Here is a 17,784-nt window from a genome sequence, read left to right as displayed (position 1 = left end):
CTTTGTCGGACATGGATCCGATAGAAGACCACAAAGCGAACATCGGCCTGCCTCGCTCGATCCTTTCGTCAGAAACGGCGATGAAGGTGGTGCCCCGCTTACTGTATTCTAACTTTGCCCCATCCCAGTCCGGTATCCCAGCGATCCAGGATCGAAGTGGGTATATTGATTTTGCCGATTATGACGGTACTTCTAGATTCGACCTTTGCCATCAATGCCTCGCTGCTAATCGGTCGATAGATGCCGATAGTTCAAAGAAATTTTTCTGTCCCGAGGCTCCTAAAAACCTAGCAAAATCAAGAGACTAACTTTTTGACGGCTCGTGTAACGGTCTGGGAGCCGCAAAGAAACTTTTCATTAGGAAAATCAATCTCTTAAGGCGAGAAAAATATTGGAGTGGGAATGACGGATACAAACGGCGGTAATGGCGTAGTTTCGGAGGTGGATTTCGCTGCCCTGCGATTGCCCTCTCGACGTGTCTCACTCGTATTAACAGGTCCCGCAATTTCTAATCTACAAGTGCAGCCTGCATAAATTTTCAGAATGATGTAAAGCCTCTTGCCGAAGTGATCGCATTCGAGCGCAGAACAGCGTGCACAAAGGCAGGTGTGTTTCGTGCTGCATCCTGCGGATCGCCCTTGAATCGCTGCCAAAAAAATCTCTACCGTCTTTGGGTTCACCGTTCGTGGGCTTAATGCGTGGCCGACTCCGGACTCAAAACCTCATGACGTGGTGGGATGGACGTCCCCTGCATCAGCGTAGCTCAGCCGTGCGATAACGGCCGGACGCGGACGATCATATAGGGCCTGCCGCCCTCAACATGGCCCGCGTCGCGGCAATGGCCATTTCTGCCCGGCCGAGCGCATCGACCTTTTCGGCGAGCGCCCGATGCGGGATTTCGACGCTGATGGTCACGTCCGCAGGGATGGCGCGGGCAAGGCCGACGAGATCGATGCCGCCCTCTCCGGGAAACAGCCGCTCGCCCCGAGCGATGCGGATCAATCCCTCGTCGCTCGGATCGTAGGGCAGGGCCCCATCGCAGAACTGGACATAGTTGACCCGGCTGCGCGGCAGCGCCGCGATTTCCTCGAGCGTGGTGGCGGACCGGTCGTAGTGCAGGGCATCGACCAGCACGCCGCCATTTGCATGGCCTGCCGCCTCGACGACGGAAAGTGCCGTTTTCAGGTCCGGAACGGCGGTCCACGGCATGAACTCCAGATCGGCGGTCAGGCGGTGACGGCCGGCAAGCGCACAGAAGCGGGCGAAGCTTTCGGTGAGCCGTGCCCGGTCGGTATCGTCGCCGGCGACCAGCACATGCCGGGCGTCGAGCGCTTCGCAGCGTTCGCAGAAGCGGGCGAAGAGATCCCAGTCGTTTTCGGCCTTGAGGCGGATGATCTCGACATCGCCGACGGAGACGCCGGTATCGGCAAGCGCCGAGCGCACCTCCCTCAGCACCTGTCTGTCGGTCAGCAGCGGATAGGCCGGCTCACCGCTTGCTGCGGCGGGCAGGATGCGCAGGCCGACCATCTGGTAGCCGGCTTTCGCCGCGATGCGCACGGCTTCGACGGGACCGACCTCGAAGGTCGTGAGAAATGCGAGAGACAGCGCGTGCATGGTCATTTCAGCGGCGAGAAGGAAAGCGGCAGGGCGATCTGGCTGGTCATGTCGGGCGTCAGCCAGTCCGGCCCGCCCTTCGGCGGCCATTTGCCGTCGGCGACGGATTTTGCGCGTGCCTCCGAACGGGCGGCTAGGCTTTCATAGGGCCAGATCTGTGTCAGGCGCGGCTCTCCGTCGAGGCCGTACATGGCGACCGTCAGCCTGGAATAGGCCTCGCGCTCCGGCACGACGTCGGCCCACTTGCCCATGGTCGGCACGATGCCGTTGATCTTCGTCCGGTAGGTGCGGAATTCATAGATCGGGCCATAGGCGCCCGATTCGACCGACGGGAGGAAATCCAGTGCGCGATAGCTCTGCATGTCGAGCGAGACGAGATGCTCGACGCAGCCGAAGGGATTGTCGCTGCGCAGCGCACGTTCGCGCTCGGTATAGAGATCCTCGAGGCTATCGAAGGCGCGCAGCACGAACACGCGGTTCAAAGTGCCGATATCGGTGCCCCAGGCACCGCTGAGACGCCCCTTGCCTTCCTTCACCCAGGCCTCGATGGCTGGTGCTGCCTTGCCGGCGCCGAAAATTACCGTGTCGAGTGTTGCAAGTTCATAAAGGTTCATGCCGTTTCCTCCTTTGAAGTCGTTTCGATGCCCTCGACGGGCTGGCCGGCCAGAATGCGGCCGGCGATGTATCCGAAGGTCATACCCGGACCGAGCGTGATGCCGCCGGATGGATAGTTTCCGCCCATGACCGAGGACATGTCGTTGCCGACGGCAAACAGGCCGGGCACGGGCCTGCCCGCGCAATCGAGCACCCGCGCCGCCGAATCGGTGATGAGCCCTGCGAAGGTACCGAGCGAACCGGGCACGATCTTCACCGCGTAGAACGGTGCACGGTCGAGCGGTGCAAGCGACGGATTGGGGCGGTGCGCAGCATCGCCCTGCACCCGATTGTAGACCGAGCGGCCGCGATGGAAATCCGGGTCTTCGCCACGCGCCGCGTAGCCGTTGAAGGTGTGGACGGTCTCTTCGAGAGCCTGTCCGTCGATGCCGCAGGCGCGGGCAAGTTCGCCAAGCGTTCGTCCGGTCTTGAGATAGCCGGAACGGATCGCGGGGCCGGCGGGGAAGGGGAAGGGGTTCGCCCAGCCGAGGCCCCAGCGGCGCTGCGCCATGTGGTCCGCGATCAGCCAGGTGACCGGCAGACGCCCCGAGGGCGTCGCCGCGATCAGGGCCTTCATGAAGTCGTGATAGCTGTCCGCCTCGTTGACGAAGCGCCGACCCTCCGGGGTCACCGCAATGATGCCGGGCTTGGCACGTTCCACGAGATGGGGGAAATGCGCGGCCATTCCATCCGGGCGCGGCACCACCGAGACCGGAGCGAGCGCCACGGACGAGGCGAGATCGTCCGCCACCGCGCCGCCGGCCTCTTCCCCAAGCCGCAAGCCATCCCCCGTATTGCTGCGGGGGGCGGCGGAAAAATGCCCCTGCCCTCCACCTGCCTGGGTGGCCAGCGCATCGAGCCGGGCGGGATCGTGCGGAAAGCCGCCGGTTGCCAGCACCACGCCGCGCGCAGCCTGCACCACCGTGTCTCCGCCGGGCGTGGCAAGGCGCGCACCGGTGACGCGGTCGCCGTCGCGGATGAGTTCGATCGCGGGGGCGCTGTCGATCAGGGTGACGGAGAGATCGAGCGCCGAACGCATCAGCCGGGCGACGAGCGCGTTGCCGTTGACGAGATGCATGCCCCGGTGATGGACCACGAGGTCGCGGAAATGTCGGGCGAGGCGATTAACCGCGTGCAAGGCCGAGCCCGGCTTTCGCGAAGCGTTGAAGAAATGCGCCATGTCCGCGCCGCTCGCGATCCCCATGCCGAAGGGGCTCGCGACATCGAGCGGCGGCCGCAGCTTCTTCACCCATTCGCCCAGTCCGCGCCCGTCGTAAGGCAGGGCCGAAACCGAGCGGCCGCCCTTCGTCGCGCCGGGCGTCTCATGGAAATCCGGCACGCGATTGCCGTCGATCCAGCGGACGGCGGTGTGCTCGGCGAAGAAGGAAACCATCTCCGGTCCGTTGCGGAGAAAGGTGGAAAGACGAGGGTCGGAGGCGCGGTTTCCGAGCTCGCTGCGCAGATATTCCATCGGCCCTTCGGGGGTCTCTTCGATCCCTGCCGCCCGCGCCAGCGGATTGCGCGGGATCCACAGCCAGCCGCCCGACCAGGCCGAGGTGCCGCCGAACACCGCTTCCTTTTCTGCCACCACGACCTTGAGGCCGAAATGCCCCGCAGTCACCGCGGTGGCCAGTCCTGCCGCGCCCGAACCGATGACCAGTACATCGCACCCGAGGGTGCGTATCGATTGCCGTTCCATTCATCCCCGCTCAAGGGCACGCGGCGAAGGGACATCCCTGCGATGGAACGGCAGAACGCTTACGCGGTCTTGCGATCCGTCGTGGGAGCCGGTTCCACGGCCTTCACGATTGCTTGAAAATACTGCGACCCAGCGGCCGCCTCTCCCAGTTCTGCCACCGATGCCTGTAGCGTCGGAGCCAGTTCCGCCATGCGCTCGGCCGTCATGCGCACCGCCGGGCCGGCGATGGAAAGACACCCGAGAACAGGGCCGTTCGAGTGGTAGCGGACAGGCACCGCCATCGCGGCCATGCCCGCGATGTAGCTGTCGACCGCCGTGGCGTAGCCGCGAGCGCGGGCTTCCGCCAATTGTTCGAGAAGCAGCGTCAGGCTGCGCGGCGCATTCGGCCCGGTGCCTTCCGCCTGTCGCAACAGGCCTTGCGCGGCCACCCGCGAAAGCGCCTCCTCATCGCTCATCGTCGAGAGCCATGCCTTGCCGCCCGAGGAACTGGCCAAGTGTACGACCACGCCCTGTTCCTGCCCCGGATCGTAGCGCAGGCCGCGGGTCGCGCCTTGCGCCACGGCCACCCAGATCAGCCGGTCGCCATCGATGACCGAAAGGCGGATCAATTCGCCCGAGCGTGCCGCCAGTACATCCAGAATCGGCTGCGCGATATCGGTGATGCCGGCGCGGCCGAGGAAACCGAGCCCCATGGCTGGCAGCTTGATCGTCAGGGCGTAGTCGCCCTGCGCCTGCACCTGCCGTACATAGCCGAGCCGCCCCAGTTCCTGCAGTGTGCGATGCACGCCGCTGACGGGCTGGTCGATTGCCGATGCTATGGCCGAGACGGGCAACCCGGTCGGGTGATCTACAAGGAGCTCGATGATGGCGAGGGATTTTTCGAGGACGCTGCTCATGGACCGCTTCCGTTGTTGAATACGGTTCCACTAATGCCATCCAGAGGCGCAAGGTCAACCGAAACCGCGTGTCCGGTTTCCGCCGCCCTGACGATCGCATCGAGCACGATGAGGTTTGCCGTCGCATCTCGCACCGAGACGAGCGGCGCGCCGCCCTCGCGGATCAGATGGGCGAAATGGGCAAGCTGGGCTTCATAGGGATCGGCGGGTTCGACGGCGAGCGTCGTGGGGCGCAGCTTTTTCGTCCAATCCGGTTCGCCTTCCGGCTCCCAAAGCGTCAGGTCCGGCAGGGAAAGGCCGGCGCGGCTGCCGGCATAATGGTGTGCGGTCACGGGATGGGCCGGAAAACGCACCATGTTTTCGCCGGCCGTCAGGTCCCAGGCCCAGGGGCCCGTCGCCGCATCCGAGATGCAGAGCGTCGCAAGTCCGCCGCCGGCGAAGGTCAGGCAGACCGCTGCCGTGTCCTCCACGCCAAATCCCCGGTGCCTGTTGCTGGCAATGGCCTGAACCGTGGAAATTTCGCCGAAAAAGTGCCGGAGAAGGTCGATTTCGTGAACGAGATTGATGAGAAGCGGTCCGCCAGCACCGGGTGTGCGGCGCCATGCCGCCTCGAAATAGGAGGCAGGTTTCGCCAGTGAACAGGTGACCGTCGCCATGACGAGATCGCCGAGTCTGCCCGCCCGGATCGCCTCACGCGCCTTGCGGATAATCGGATTATGCCGCCGATGATGGCCGACGAGCAGGGGAACGCCAGTTTCTCCGGCAACCGCAATCAGGCGAATGGCGGAGGCAAGGCTATCCGCCACGGGCTTTTCCAGAAGCACAGGAATTTTGGCCCGCAGCAGCGCTTCGGACACCGGAAGATGAGTCTCGTTGGGCGTTGCGACGATCGCAGCCTTAGCCACTCCCGAATCAATCAGGGTCGCCGTATTCGGAAAAACCGGCAGGCCAAGCGAGGTTCCCAGGCTTGCGCCCGACGGCATCGGATCGACGATCGCAGACAGGCGAAACCCCGGCATACGCGCCAGCGTAGCGATGTGTGTGCGACCGATGGCGCCTGCGCCGATGATGGCGATGTCGATGATATGCGGCATGTGCTCTCCCGATCCTGCTTTGACGAATAGCAGACAGAAAAAGAAAATGGAACTATATTTTATTCTTGAATCATTTTCCACTTTTTGCAATTGTCAGATCCAGAACGGCACTTGTTTGGGACTCGGGGAGGAGAACCGCATGCGAAAAGCGTTGGCTGAGGTCGGGCAGACCTATGATGTTGTCGTGCTCGGCGCCGGTGCCGGCGGCATGTCCGCCGCTGTCTTTGCAGCGCTTGAGGGCATGCGCGTCCTGCTGGTCGAGCGGACGGAATTCCTGGGCGGAACGTCGGCCTTTTCCGCCGCGACCACATGGATACCGCTCACCCGCCATTCGCACGCTATCGGCGCCGATGACAGCCGCGAGAAGGTCTCCGGTTTTCTCGACCGCGCGGTCGGAAACCGCAGCCCGAAGGCACTCAGGGAAGCATTTCTTGCGGCTGGGCCGGAGGTCGTGGAAACGCTGGAGAACAGGACGGACGTGCATTTTCGCCCTCGCCCCTTCCATCCGGACTATCTCTATGAACTGGAGGGCTCCACCTCGTTCGGCCGGGCGTTGGAGCCCACGCCTTTCGACGCCGGCAAACTGGGGGCCGATCTGGCGCTTATCCGCCCGCCGATCCCCGAATTCACCATTCTCGGCGGCATGATGATCGATCGCGACGACATCGCTCACCTGATGAAGATGGGCAGGTCGCTAAAATCCGCGGCCTATTCGGCGCGGCTGATCGGTCGCTACTATCTCGGCAGGATGCGCCATGGCCGCGATCCCCGCCTTCTGATGGGCAATGCCCTGATCGGTCGGATGCTGCTGACCGCAAACAAGCTCGGCGTCGACGTCCTGACCGAAACGGAAACGACGGCATTCGCCACGGACAAGCATGGTGTGACGGGTGTCATGCTGCGCCAGAAGGGCATCGATAAACGGGTCGCGGTGACGGGCGGCGTCGTGCTCGCATCCGGCGGTTTTTCGCGGCATGCGAAGATGCGGACAGAAAAGCTGCCACATCCCGCGCCGGAATTCAGTCCGTCCGCACCCGGCCATACCGGCGCGCTGCACGATCTCGCTTTTGCAGCTGGCGCTCACCACGGAACCACCTCGGCGCAGCCCTGCTTCTGGGCGCCGGTGTCGCACCGCCGTCGACCGGATGGCTCCATGGCCGTCTTCCCGCACTTCGTCTTCGACCGGTCCAAGCCGGGCATCATTTCGGTCGGGCGTGACGGGCGGCGCTTCGTCAACGAAAGCATCAGCTACCACCAGTTCGTCTCGGCCATGTATGCGACCAACAGCGACGGCAGCCATGTGCCGACCTATCTGATCGCTGATGCGAGGGCGCTGAAGACCTACGGCATGGGCATGATCCGGCCGGGCGGCGCCAACATCAAGCCCTACCTCGCCGACGGCTACCTGACGGAAGGCGCGACGCTGGACGAACTGGCCCGCAAGCTCGACATCGATGCGAACGGCCTGAAGGACAGCGTCGCCCGCATGAACACCTATGCGAAGACCGGTATCGACGCCGATTTCGCCCGCGGCACGACCATCTATGAAAAGGCGAACGGCGACCCGGCCCACGGGCCAAACCCGACGCTCGGCGCGCTTGGGACCGCACCCTATTATGCCGTAAAGCTGTGGCCGGGTGATATCGGCTCGGCGATGGGTCTGGTGGGCGACGAGAACGCCCGTCTTCTTCGGGAGGACGGTTCCGTCATCGAAGGGCTCTATGCCTGCGGCAACGATCTCCAGTCGATCATGGGCGGCGTCTATCCCGGACCCGGCATCACCATCGGCCCGGCCATCGTCTTCGGCGCCATCGCGGCCCGCCATGCGGCTCAGCGGGCGGCGGTGACCCGCCGGGGAGAGGCGGCATGAGCCGGATCCTCGTCACCGGCGGCGCTGGCTTCGTCGGTCTCCGGACGGTCGCAGCGTTGCTGAATGCCGGCCATCAGGTGCGGATCTTCGACCTGGTGCCACGCCCCGAGCTTCTGCCGCTCGCCGCCAATGTCGAGATCGTCTTCGGCGACATCACCGATGCAACTGCCGTTTGCACAGCGGCGAAGCAATGCAACGGTATCGTCCATCTCGTCGGCCTGATGACGGTCGATTGCGCCCGCGATCCGGCGCTCGCCACGCGGGTCAACCTGATCGGCAGCATCAATGTCTTCGAGGCGGCGAAAGCGGCCCGGCTGCCGATCGCCTATCTCAGCACGGCGGGTGTCTTCGGCCCTGGGGACGCGGTTCATCCGCGACCGATGACGGTCTATGGCGCCACCAAGCTCGCCATCGAGGGCGTGGCGCGGGCCTGGCATCTTGATTACGGCGTACCGAGCCTCGGACTGCGCCCCTATATCGTTTACGGCCCCGGCATCAGCGCCGGGATCGCCGCCGGCCCCTCGATTGCGATTGCCGCTTCGGTGGCCGGAAAACCAGCGGAAATCGGCTTTTCCGGCCGCGTCGGCTTCGTCCATGTGGATGACGTGGCGCGCATGCTGACGGCGGCCATGACCGGGCAGTTGAGGGGCGCGACCGTTCTGACCATGGCAGGCGATACCGCCGAGATGGGAGATTTCGTCAGCGAGCTCGCTCGCCAGACCGGCTGGAACGGCATTGCCGTCAGCGGCAAGCCGCTGCGCATTCCCGCCGATCTGGCCTCCGATCCGGTGCCGGCCTTTCTCGGCGCGCAGCCCTCGACGGGAATTTCTGCGGGCATTGCGCAGACGCTGGCCGAGCTCGCAGCAAGTGCCGTTCAATGAATAGTCCAATGTTTCAGCCCCATCATCCATTTCCCGTTAGTGGGGACCGTGGTTCTGTCTACAATCGAAGCGGCCGGGCGAGCGTTGGCCCGCGCCTTGGGAGGAAAGCATGACGCAGCAGTTGAAGGTCGACGGAGAGACCCGGATCTTTCCGATCGTCGGCCATCCGATCGGACAGGTAAAATCGCCCACATCCTTGAGCGGGATCATGGCGGACAAGGGTTTCAACGGCATGGTCGTGCCGATCGATATCCTGCCGAAGGACCTGCCGGGCTGGCTAACGCAGGCGAATGCCATGCGCAATGTCGATGGCATCATCGTCACCGTTCCCCACAAGGTCGCCTGCCTTGCCTTCTGCGCCCGCGTTTCGGCCCGCGCCAGGGCCTCGGGTGCGGTCAACATCATGATCCGCGACGGCAACGAGTGGATCGGCGACGCGACTGACGGCCATGGCTACCTGGATGGCATCGCGGCGGAAGGTTTCGACGTTTCCGGCAAGCCGGCGCTGCTGGTCGGCGCAGGCGGGGCGGGTTCCGCCATCGCCTACGAAATCCTCGCGCGCGGCGCCTCCGAACTTGCGCTCCACGATATCGACGCGGCAAAGCGTGATGCGCTTCTTGCCCGGCTGAACGAAGCCTTTCCGGGCAAGGCCCGCGCCGGCAGCACGGACCCGCGCGGCTTTGCGCTGGTCGCCAATGCAACGCCGCTCGGCATGCGCGAGGGCGACCTCCTGCCCGTCCAGACAGAATTTCTGACATCGGGGCAGTTCGTTGCCGATGTGGTGACGCGCCCTGCCGTGCCGCCGCTGATTGCCGCCGCAAGGGCTGTTGGATGCGGCACCATGCCGGGATCGGGAATGTTCGACGCGCAGGCCACCCTGCTTGCCGAGCTGCTGATGGGCGTGCGCTCGATCGAAGCATGACGGATCAACTGCCGATGCGGAGATCGCATCGGTGGACAGGGATTGAGAGAAATCGCGCGCGCGCCGGGAGGAGTTCGGGGCGACCGCGTTCCGAGAAGCCGTCATGAGGACCGCTATCGGATTTGACACGATCATTCACGGGAGGAATATGATGATCAGGAAACTGCTTTCTACAGCCGCAATTCTGGTGGCCTGCACTACCGCACCGGCGTTGGCCGAACTGAAGATCGGTTCGATCGTGGAACTGTCCGGACCGGGCGCTGCCGCCGGCACCAACTTCCGCGACGGCGTGGAGATGGGCTTCGAAGAGATCAATGCCGCGGGCGGCATTCTCAAGGAGCCGGTCAGCGTTCTCGAATATGACAGCCAGACCGATCCGCAGGTTTCACGCGCCATGGTGCAGAAGGCGATTGACGACGGCATCTATGCCATCACCGGCACGGTGTTCTCCTCGTCGACCGTGGTGAACATGATGGTCGCCAAGCAGTATGGCATTCCGCAGTTTACCGGCTCGGAAGCGCCCTCGATCACCGCCAAGGGCAATCCCTACATCTTCCGCACCGCTTTCGGTTCCCAGAAGGGCGTGCCAAAACTCGTCAAATACATGGTCGAGAAGATGGGCGTGAAGAAGGTCGGCGTGGCCTGGGCGAATACCGAATTCGGCAAGGGCGGCCATCAGGCCTTCATCGACGAAGCCCAGAAAGCCGGCCTTGAGATCGTCGTCGATGTCCCTTCCGAACAGGCACAGGCCGATTTCTCCGCCGACGTCCTGAAGCTGAAGACGTCCGGTGCCGAAGCCTTTTTCGTCTATTATACCGAGGAGGAAAGCGCCCGCTTCCTGCGCGAGGCCCGCAAGCAGGGTCTCGACAAGCCGCTGGTCGGCGAGACCACGCTGATCGGCCACAAGGTGATCGAGCTTGCCGGCGATGCTGCCAACGGCGCCATGGGCCATGTCGGCCTGACGCCCGATGCCGACATTCCGGCGCTGACGGAAATGGTCGAACGCTTCAAGACCAAGTTCAAGTACACGCCGGACCACAACGCCATCAAGGGCTACACGGCCGCCTGGACGCTCAAATACGTCACCGAGATGGTCGGAAGCCCTGATAGCAAGGCCATAGCCGAAAAGCTGCATGGCCTGACACTGAAGACCTCCGAATATCCCGGCGTTCTCATGGACGTGAGCTGGGATGAGACCGGCGAAATGTCCCGCGAGAGCTTCATCGTGAAGGTCGAGAACGGCAAGCAGGTGGTCGACGCCATCCTGCCCCCGAACTGAGCCGGGTGATTGAACCCCTGCCGGCGGCCTGTGCCGCCGGCTCTGATCCAAAGCTTTCACAAAGCCGACCACCAGCCCTTGAGGACGAACCCATGGCCGAGCTTATCCAGATTCTTATCTCCGGCCTTGCCGCCGGTTCCATCTATGCGCTCGCCGCGGTTGGTTTCACGCTGCTATGGCAGGCATCGCAAACCATCAACTTCGCCCAGGGCGAATTCGTCATGCTGCCGGCCTTCTTTGTGCTCGTCGGCATGACCATCTTCGGCCTGCCGCTGTGGCCCTCGGTCTTTCTGGCATTGGCGCTCTCGCTCCTGATCCTCGGTGTTGCCTTCAAACGGCTGATCGTCGAACCAATGCTGCCGCATGGCACTTTGCCGCTGGTCATCGCCACCATCGCGCTCGGCCTTCTGATGAAGGAAAGCGTCAAGGAATTCTACGGCGCCACTGCCCAGCCCTTCCCGGCGATCTTTCCGCAGACTGTCTATCACGTCGCGGGCGCCAGCGTTTCCGTTCAAGACATAGGCAACCTCGTCGTTTCCATGCTGGCGATTGGCGGCCTGCAGCTCTTTCTCAACCGCACCCGCACCGGACGCTGTATGCAGGCGAGCGCCCAGAACCCTGCGGTTGCCCAGATCCTCGGGGTCAACGTCAAGCGCATGGTGCTCTATACGTTCCTCATCAATGCGACGCTTGCCACCATCGCCTCGGTGCTGATCTCGCCCATCTATCTCGCCAAGTTCTCCAACGGCGAAACGCTCGGCCTCGTCGCCTTCATTGCGGCCATCGTCGGCGGCTTCAACCAGATCCGCGGCGCGCTGGTCGGCGGCCTGCTGATCGGGGTGATCGACAACTTCTCCGCCGTCTACATCTCGGCGGAATACCGCTCGGCCATGCCGCTTATCCTGCTCATCGCCATCATCCTGCTGCGCCCGCAGGGCCTGCTCGGCACCCCGGAAGGGAGAACCGTATGACCCGCCTTCAATCCCTCCTTCTCGTCCTCGGCATCGCGGCGCTGCTCGTCGCACCCATCGGACAGGGCAACTACATCGTCTACACGCTCTGCTCGTGGCTCTTGTTCTCCATCGCCGCCATGGGACTCAACCTGACGCTCGGCTATGCCGGCCAGGTCAGCCTCGCGCAGGCGGCCTTCATGGGAATCGGCGCCTATATCACCTCGCTGATGACGCTTGCCGGCATCCACTGGGGCCTTGCGGCGATCATCTCGATTGCGGCAAGCTTCGCCGTGGGCCTCGTGCTCGGCTATCCGGCGTTGCGCGTGCAGCATCACTTCCTCGCCTTCGTGACGCTCGCCTTCAACACGCTGCTGTTCCTCGTGCTACGCAACGAGGAGGAGATCACCGGCGGTTCCTTCGGCCTTTCCGGCATGGAGCGCCCGTCCTTCTTCGGATTCTCCATCGACAGCAACATGGCCTTCTACTACTTCTCGCTGGTCTGCTTCCTCATCGCGGCCTCCGCCATGTGGTGGATCCTGCGCTCGCCCTGGGGCCGCGCCTTCAAGGCGCTGCGCGAGAACCCGATCCGGGCCGAAAGCCTCGGCCTCAAGATCCGCCGCCAGACGCTGCTCGCCTTCGCCATCGGCTCCGCCTTCGGGGGATTGGCTGGCGCGCTTCAGGCTCCGCTGGTGCAGTTCATCGAGCCTGGCAGCTTCGCTCTTATCCATTCGCTGAAACTTCTTCTGATGGTGGTGGTCGGCGGCTCCGGTTTCTTCTTCGGACCGATGCTCGGAGCTGCCGTGGTAATCCTGCTGCCCGAACTGCTGCGCTTCACCGAAGGCTACTACCTCATCATCTACTCGGCCATGGTGATCGTGCTGATGGTCTATTCGCCTAGCGGCCTCATCGGTCTCGGCCAGAGAATCGCGGAAAAGCTGAAGCCCCGGCATGAAGCCCGCCGCGACCTGCAACAGGGGGCCCAGCTGTGAACATGAACGCACCCATCCTTTCCGTCCGCAACATCTCCAAGCACTTCGGCGGCATCCGCGCCGTCCACGGGGTGAGCTTCGAGGTCGAGAAGGGCGAGATACTCGGCCTGATCGGCCCGAACGGCTCCGGCAAGTCGACCCTGTTCAACTGCATCCTCGGGCAGCTTCGCCCGAGCGAGGGACACTGCGAGATCAACGGCAGGTCCACCGACGGCGTGCGCCCGGCGGACCTGTCGCTGATGGGCGTCGGCCGTACTTTCCAGCAGCTTTCGGTTTTCCCGAAGATGAGCGTTCTCGACAACGTCATCCTTGCCGGACAGGAGCACGAGGGCTCGATGCTCTCGCGCCTCTTCGGCAAGCCGGATGCGGGCCTTACCGAAAAGGCCGAACAGCTCATCGAGTTCTTCCGCCTGACGCCTTATCGCAACACGCCGGCCGGCTCGCTTTCCTACGGCCAGCAGAAGCTGGTGGATGCTGCCATGGCCTTCATGGCCGGGCCTGCCATCGTGCTTCTGGATGAGCCGGCTGGGGGCGTGAACCTCACCATGCTCGGTCATCTGAAGGAACGGCTCATCACGTATAACCGCGAGCACGGCACGACATTCGTCGTCATCGAGCACAACATGGAGTTCGTCATGTCGCTGTGCACGCGCATCATCGTGCTGGCGCAGGGCGAAGTCATCGCCCAGGGAACGCCGGACGAGATCCGGTCGAACCAGATGGTCATCGACGCTTATCTTGGAGGCTGATATGCTGGAGATGAAGAAAATCACCGGCGGCTACGGCCGCATCACCATCCTCAACGGAACCTCGTTTACCATTCCGAAAGCGTCGATCACCACGGTGATCGGGCCGAACGGCGCCGGCAAGTCGACGGTGTTCAAGGCGATCTTCGGCCTTCTCAACATCCATTCGGGCAAGATCCTGCTGGATGGAGAAGACGTCACGAAGAAATCGCCTGCCGAGATGATCGCCCGCGGCGTCACCTATGTGCCGCAGGGCCGCAACGTCGTGCCGCAGCTTTCCGTGCTTCACAATCTGGAACTCGGCGGCATCACCTCCAAGGATCAGGCCAGGGTGAGGCGGCGCATGGAAGAGGTGATGGACCAGTTTCCCATGCTGCGCCAGCGCAAGGACCAGAAGGCGATCGAGCTTTCCGGCGGCCAGCAGAAACAGCTCGAGATCGCCCGCGCCCTGCTGCTCGATCCCAAGCTGATCCTGATCGACGAACCCTCGATCGGGCTTTCGCCGAATCTCGTGCAGGAGGTGTTTCAGACGCTGATCCGCCTGCGCGATCAGGGCGTGACCGTCCTGATGGTCGAGCAGAATGCCAAGGCAGCGCTCGCGATGTCGGACTACGGTCTCGTGCTCGAACTTGGCCAGGCCCGCATGTTCGACAAGGCCGACACACTGCTAAAGGACCCGCGCGTCGGCCAACTCTTCCTCGGCGGCCACATCGAGGACGCTGCTTGAAACACTGACCCAATTCCTCCCAGGGTGTAATGCGAAAAGGCCCGGTGAATGTTTCACCGGGCCTTTTCGTTACGGTCTTCAGACTGGTCGAAGGTCTAAGCCGATGCATCCCCGAAATCGCCGAAGGCGGTCCAGCCGCCATCAACCGGCAGCACGATGCCGGTAATGCCGGAGGCTTCCGGCGACAGCAGAAAGGCAATCGCGGATGCCACCTCCTCCGCGGCGATCAGCCGGCCAATCGGTGTGCGCCGGCGAATAACCGGCAGATCGATGCGGCCGGCATCGGCGAGTTTCTTCACCAGCGCGGTTTCCACGAAGGCCGGCGCGACAGCATTGACACGCACGCCACGACCCGCCCACTCGCAGGCCATGGCCCGTGTCATGGCGACGACGCCCGCCTTGGCCGCGCCATAGGCATTGCGTTTCGGCAGTCCCGTGACGCCGGCGATGGAAGACAGGTTGACGATTGCGCCGCGGCCCCGCGCCACCATGCCCCTCCCAACCTCCCGCGACATCAGGAAGGTCCCGGCAAGGTGCACGTCCACCACATTGCGGAAAGCATCCAGCCCCTGTTCCAGCGTCGGCATATGGCTGTCGCCGATACCGGCATTGTTGACGAGAACGTCGAAGGTGGCGGAGGCCGCGACCTCCGCTGCCCGCACCTCGTCGGTGATGTCGCAGACGATGCCGCGATGAGCAGAGCCGGGATGAATCTGGCTGAGTTCGGCCGCGCGCTCAATGGCCCTTTCGCCGTTGAGATCGGCGATCGTCACCCGATAGCCGATCTCGGCAAGCTTGAGCGCCGTGGCAAAGCCGATGCCGTCGGCGCCTCCTGTGACCAGCGCCTCACGCATAGCCCGGCCTCGGTACGAGGCCCATCAGGGACTGGGTCAGTCCGCCATCGACCACCACGTCCTGGCCAGTCAAGTAGGATGCGCGCGGCGAGGCAAGGAAGAGTGCCACATCCGCCATGTCGTCGGGCGTGGCGATACGGCGAAGCGGCACCATGGCCTCGCGCTGCTCCCGCGTTGTGGCATCGGCATAGAAGGCTTCCGAAAGCGGAGTGCGTACCAGGCCCGGGCTCAGCGTGTTCGATCTTACGCCCCTCGGTCCCCATTCATAGGCAAGCTGGCGCGACAGCATCAGGATCGCCGCCTTCGAGGTGGAATAGGCGCCGCTAGCCGGCTGCGGTTCGCTGCCGGCGACGCTCGCGACATGGACCAACGCACCGGACCCCCGCGCCAGCATTCCCTTGCCGAAAGCCTGAGCGGAGAGCATGTAGCCGGTGAGGTTCACCGAGAGCATCATTGACCAGTCCGCCAACGATACACTGTCGAGCGGGCCGGGGTGCAGCACGCCGGCATTATTGACGAGGATATCCGCGCCACCGTCCTTGTCCACCCGACCCGCTGCGGCCTCGATCTGCTCCGGCCAAGACAGGTCGCAGGCGAGAGCAAGCGCGCCATTCCCCAGTTCAGCGGCGAGCGGCTGCGTGCGTTCAAGAGTGCGATCGACCAGTACGACACGCGCGCCCTGCCCGGCAAAGGCGCGGGCGAGCGCCTGACCTATGCCGCCGCCGCCGCCGGTAATGACGGCGGTCTTTCCCTCCAGTCCCAGCCAGTTCACGATGCTTTCTCCCTGTTGTCGGTTTTGCTGTCTGTTTCCTGGGCGATGCCGGCGAGATGGCGTCCGGTGATCCAGCCGAAGGTCATGGCAGGGCCGAGCGTAATGCCGGCGCCGGGATAGTTTCCCCCCATGATGGAGGCGCGGTCGTTGCCGACAGCAAACAGGCCGGGGATGATGGCTCCCTGCCGGTCGAGAACCTCGCCCGGAACCGTCGTTTTCAACCCGTCGAAGGTGCCGAGGTCGCCCATCTCCATCCGGACCGCATAGAACGGCCCCTGCTGCACTGGTGCGACCGCCGGATTCGGCTTGTGGTCCGGGTCCGCCAGATAGCGGTTGAACGCGGTCTCGCCGCGACGGAAGGCCTCGTCGCGGCCCTCGCGCGCGCCGCGATTGAAAACCGAGACGGTCTCCTCCAGCCCTTCGGGGTCGATGCCGCAGGCGCGTGCCAGTTCGCCAATGGTTCTTCCCTTCTTCAGGTAGCCGGTGCGCAACCAGAGCCAGAGCGGCATGGGGGCCGGCTTGGTATGGCCGAGGCCGTATTTGCGGATGGTACGGTGGTCGCAGATCAGCCAGGCGGAAGCCTCGCCGGAAGCGACCATGGCCGCGCCGACATCGTGATAGCTCTCGCTCTCGTTGGTGAAGCGCCTGCCGTTGGACAGCACAGCGATCATGCCGGGTTTGTAGCGGTCGAGCAGATGCGGAAAGACGCCCTTGCCCGGCACCCGGCTGACCGGCATCCAGGCCGCGGGCTGCGGATATTCCGCATCGAAGGCAGCACCCGCTTCCTCCCCGAGCCGTATGCCGTCGCCGGTGATGGCCTCCGGCACCGGCGAGAAATGCCCGCCACCGGCCTTCAGATGGGCGTAGGTCTCCGCCCGGCGAGCAAGATCATGGGCATAGCCGCCGCAGGCAAGCACGACTCCACGTCGCGCGGTGATCCGTCCCGGGTTCTTTCCGCCGACATCGGTGCCGATCACACGACCATCTGCCTTGACGAGATGCAGGGCGGGCGTTTCGGTCAGGATCGGAATGCCGAGATCGAGGCAGCTCCTGGCCAGCCGGGCGGCGAGTGCATTGCCGCTGGTGACCTGCACGCCGCGGCCGTGGCGAACCACCTCGCCTGCATGGGCGACCAGCCGTTTCACCACATAGGCGAAGGACACTGGCGACTTCGTGGCATTGAAGAAGTGCTTGATGTCGGCATTCGAGGAATTGAACATCATGCCCATGAAGGTGATGGTCGAGAGCGGCGGCCTCAGCCGTTTCAGGTCTTCGCCAAGTGCCCTGGTATCGAAGGGCGCGGCAAGTACCGAGCGCCCGACATCCACGCCGCCTTCCGTTGTCGGATGATAGTCCGGATAAAGCGTCGGTACGAACTTGACCGCCGTTTCCTTCTCGAACCAGTCGAGCATGCGCGGCCCCGCGTCCAGAAACGCATCGACGGCCTCGGGCTGGAACCAGTTTCCCGTCTCGGCCGCCATGTAGCGGCGCGCGGCCTCGCGGGTGTCGGCGGGATTGTTCGTCTTACCGTGGCGGTTGCCGGGGATCCACAGCACGCCGCCGGAAAAGGCGGTGGTGCCGCCGAAGACGGCTTCCTTCTCGATGACGGTGACCGACAGTCCGTGTTTTTCTGCGGTGATCGCTGTTGCGAGCCCTCCCGCGCCGGACCCAACCACCAGCACGTCACAGACGCGCCCCTCGCTTGCCCGTTCCATGATTTCCTCCCGTTTCTCACATCACATCCCATGGGGAAATTGCTACGCGCGGGGGCGGGCCGGACCAATGGACGCTGCCGCGCATTTGTTGCACAATTCGATGGGAGCAATGACAGGAG

Annotated in this window: 16 protein-coding genes; 8 read left to right on the top strand and 8 right to left on the bottom strand. The window is 63.8% G+C overall.

Annotation, left to right across the window (positions count from 1 at the left end):
• Nucleotides 1–795: 795 nt before the first annotated feature.
• From HGO38_RS29290 to HGO38_RS29270, 5 genes are read right to left on the bottom strand one after another with little or no spacing between them, the layout of a single operon-like run.
• Complete coding sequence (locus HGO38_RS29290; protein ID WP_250959321.1) at nucleotides 796–1,614, bottom strand: sugar phosphate isomerase/epimerase family protein; 819 nt, start codon at nucleotides 1,612–1,614, stop codon at nucleotides 796–798.
• A gap of 2 nt (nucleotides 1,615–1,616) precedes the next feature.
• Complete coding sequence (locus HGO38_RS29285) at nucleotides 1,617–2,228, bottom strand: NIPSNAP family protein (RefSeq protein ID WP_250959320.1); 612 nt, start codon at nucleotides 2,226–2,228, stop codon at nucleotides 1,617–1,619.
• Nucleotides 2,225–3,967 carry an FAD-dependent oxidoreductase gene (locus HGO38_RS29280; protein ID WP_250959319.1) on the bottom strand — a complete coding sequence of 581 codons (1,743 nt, stop codon included), beginning with the start codon at nucleotides 3,965–3,967 and terminating at the stop codon, nucleotides 2,225–2,227. Before HGO38_RS29280 ends, HGO38_RS29285 begins: the two co-directional genes overlap by 4 nt.
• A 59-nt stretch (nucleotides 3,968–4,026) precedes the next feature.
• The gene (locus tag HGO38_RS29275; protein WP_250959318.1) at nucleotides 4,027–4,863 is read right to left on the bottom strand and encodes an IclR family transcriptional regulator; all 837 of its coding nucleotides are present in this window, start codon (nucleotides 4,861–4,863) and stop codon (nucleotides 4,027–4,029) included.
• Nucleotides 4,860–5,957, bottom strand: a complete 1,098-nt coding sequence (locus HGO38_RS29270) for a Gfo/Idh/MocA family protein (RefSeq protein WP_250959317.1) — start codon at nucleotides 5,955–5,957, stop codon at nucleotides 4,860–4,862. The genes HGO38_RS29275 and HGO38_RS29270 overlap by 4 nt, the downstream gene beginning before the upstream one ends.
• A 139-nt stretch (nucleotides 5,958–6,096) precedes the next feature.
• On the opposite strand from HGO38_RS29270, the gene HGO38_RS29265 reads away from it, so the two are divergent.
• The 8 genes from HGO38_RS29265 to HGO38_RS29230 all read left to right on the top strand — a co-directional run bounded on the left by HGO38_RS29265 (nucleotide 6,097) and on the right by HGO38_RS29230 (nucleotide 14,324).
• Nucleotides 6,097–7,827, top strand: coding sequence for an FAD-dependent oxidoreductase (locus HGO38_RS29265; protein WP_250959316.1), 1,731 nt, complete (start codon nucleotides 6,097–6,099; stop codon nucleotides 7,825–7,827).
• Entirely contained in the window at nucleotides 7,824–8,708 is an 885-nt protein-coding gene (locus HGO38_RS29260) for an NAD-dependent epimerase/dehydratase family protein (RefSeq protein WP_250959315.1), read from the top strand. Before HGO38_RS29265 ends, HGO38_RS29260 begins: the two co-directional genes overlap by 4 nt.
• Before the next feature lie 109 nt (nucleotides 8,709–8,817).
• Nucleotides 8,818–9,630, top strand: a complete 813-nt coding sequence (locus tag HGO38_RS29255) for a shikimate dehydrogenase family protein (RefSeq protein ID WP_250959314.1) — start codon at nucleotides 8,818–8,820, stop codon at nucleotides 9,628–9,630.
• Nucleotides 9,631–9,781: 151 nt separating this feature from the next.
• The gene (locus HGO38_RS29250) at nucleotides 9,782–10,909 is read left to right on the top strand and encodes an ABC transporter substrate-binding protein (protein ID WP_250959313.1); all 1,128 of its coding nucleotides are present in this window, start codon (nucleotides 9,782–9,784) and stop codon (nucleotides 10,907–10,909) included.
• A gap of 92 nt (nucleotides 10,910–11,001) precedes the next feature.
• Nucleotides 11,002–11,880, top strand: coding sequence for a branched-chain amino acid ABC transporter permease (locus HGO38_RS29245; RefSeq protein ID WP_250959312.1), 879 nt, complete (start codon nucleotides 11,002–11,004; stop codon nucleotides 11,878–11,880).
• The gene (locus tag HGO38_RS29240; RefSeq protein ID WP_250959311.1) at nucleotides 11,877–12,851 is read left to right on the top strand and encodes a branched-chain amino acid ABC transporter permease; all 975 of its coding nucleotides are present in this window, start codon (nucleotides 11,877–11,879) and stop codon (nucleotides 12,849–12,851) included. Before HGO38_RS29245 ends, HGO38_RS29240 begins: the two co-directional genes overlap by 4 nt.
• A 2-nt stretch (nucleotides 12,852–12,853) precedes the next feature.
• Complete coding sequence (locus HGO38_RS29235; protein WP_250959310.1) at nucleotides 12,854–13,600, top strand: ABC transporter ATP-binding protein; 747 nt, start codon at nucleotides 12,854–12,856, stop codon at nucleotides 13,598–13,600.
• A 1-nt stretch (nucleotide 13,601) separates the two neighbouring features.
• The gene (locus tag HGO38_RS29230) at nucleotides 13,602–14,324 is read left to right on the top strand and encodes an ABC transporter ATP-binding protein (RefSeq protein WP_250959309.1); all 723 of its coding nucleotides are present in this window, start codon (nucleotides 13,602–13,604) and stop codon (nucleotides 14,322–14,324) included.
• Nucleotides 14,325–14,419: 95 nt separating this feature from the next.
• Here the strand turns inward: HGO38_RS29230 and HGO38_RS29225 are convergent, their stop codons facing one another.
• Genes HGO38_RS29225 through HGO38_RS29215 form a run of 3 tightly spaced genes read right to left on the bottom strand, consistent with a single transcriptional unit; the run spans nucleotide 14,420 to nucleotide 17,665 of the window.
• Nucleotides 14,420–15,178 (bottom strand): SDR family NAD(P)-dependent oxidoreductase, encoded by a 759-nt coding sequence (locus HGO38_RS29225; RefSeq protein ID WP_250959308.1) that lies wholly within the window; start codon nucleotides 15,176–15,178, stop codon nucleotides 14,420–14,422.
• Nucleotides 15,171–15,950 carry an SDR family NAD(P)-dependent oxidoreductase gene (locus HGO38_RS29220; protein WP_250959307.1) on the bottom strand — a complete coding sequence of 260 codons (780 nt, stop codon included), beginning with the start codon at nucleotides 15,948–15,950 and terminating at the stop codon, nucleotides 15,171–15,173. Before HGO38_RS29220 ends, HGO38_RS29225 begins: the two co-directional genes overlap by 8 nt.
• Nucleotides 15,947–17,665 (bottom strand): FAD-dependent oxidoreductase, encoded by a 1,719-nt coding sequence (locus HGO38_RS29215; protein ID WP_250959306.1) that lies wholly within the window; start codon nucleotides 17,663–17,665, stop codon nucleotides 15,947–15,949. Before HGO38_RS29215 ends, HGO38_RS29220 begins: the two co-directional genes overlap by 4 nt.
• Between the last annotated feature and the right edge of the window lie 119 nt (nucleotides 17,666–17,784).

It is taken from the genome of Rhizobium sp. CG5, from assembly GCF_023701945.1.
Classification (GTDB): domain Bacteria; phylum Pseudomonadota; class Alphaproteobacteria; order Rhizobiales; family Rhizobiaceae; genus Allorhizobium.
Note: the sequence above shows the minus strand (reverse complement) of the source record. Positions and strands in the feature narration are given on the sequence as shown.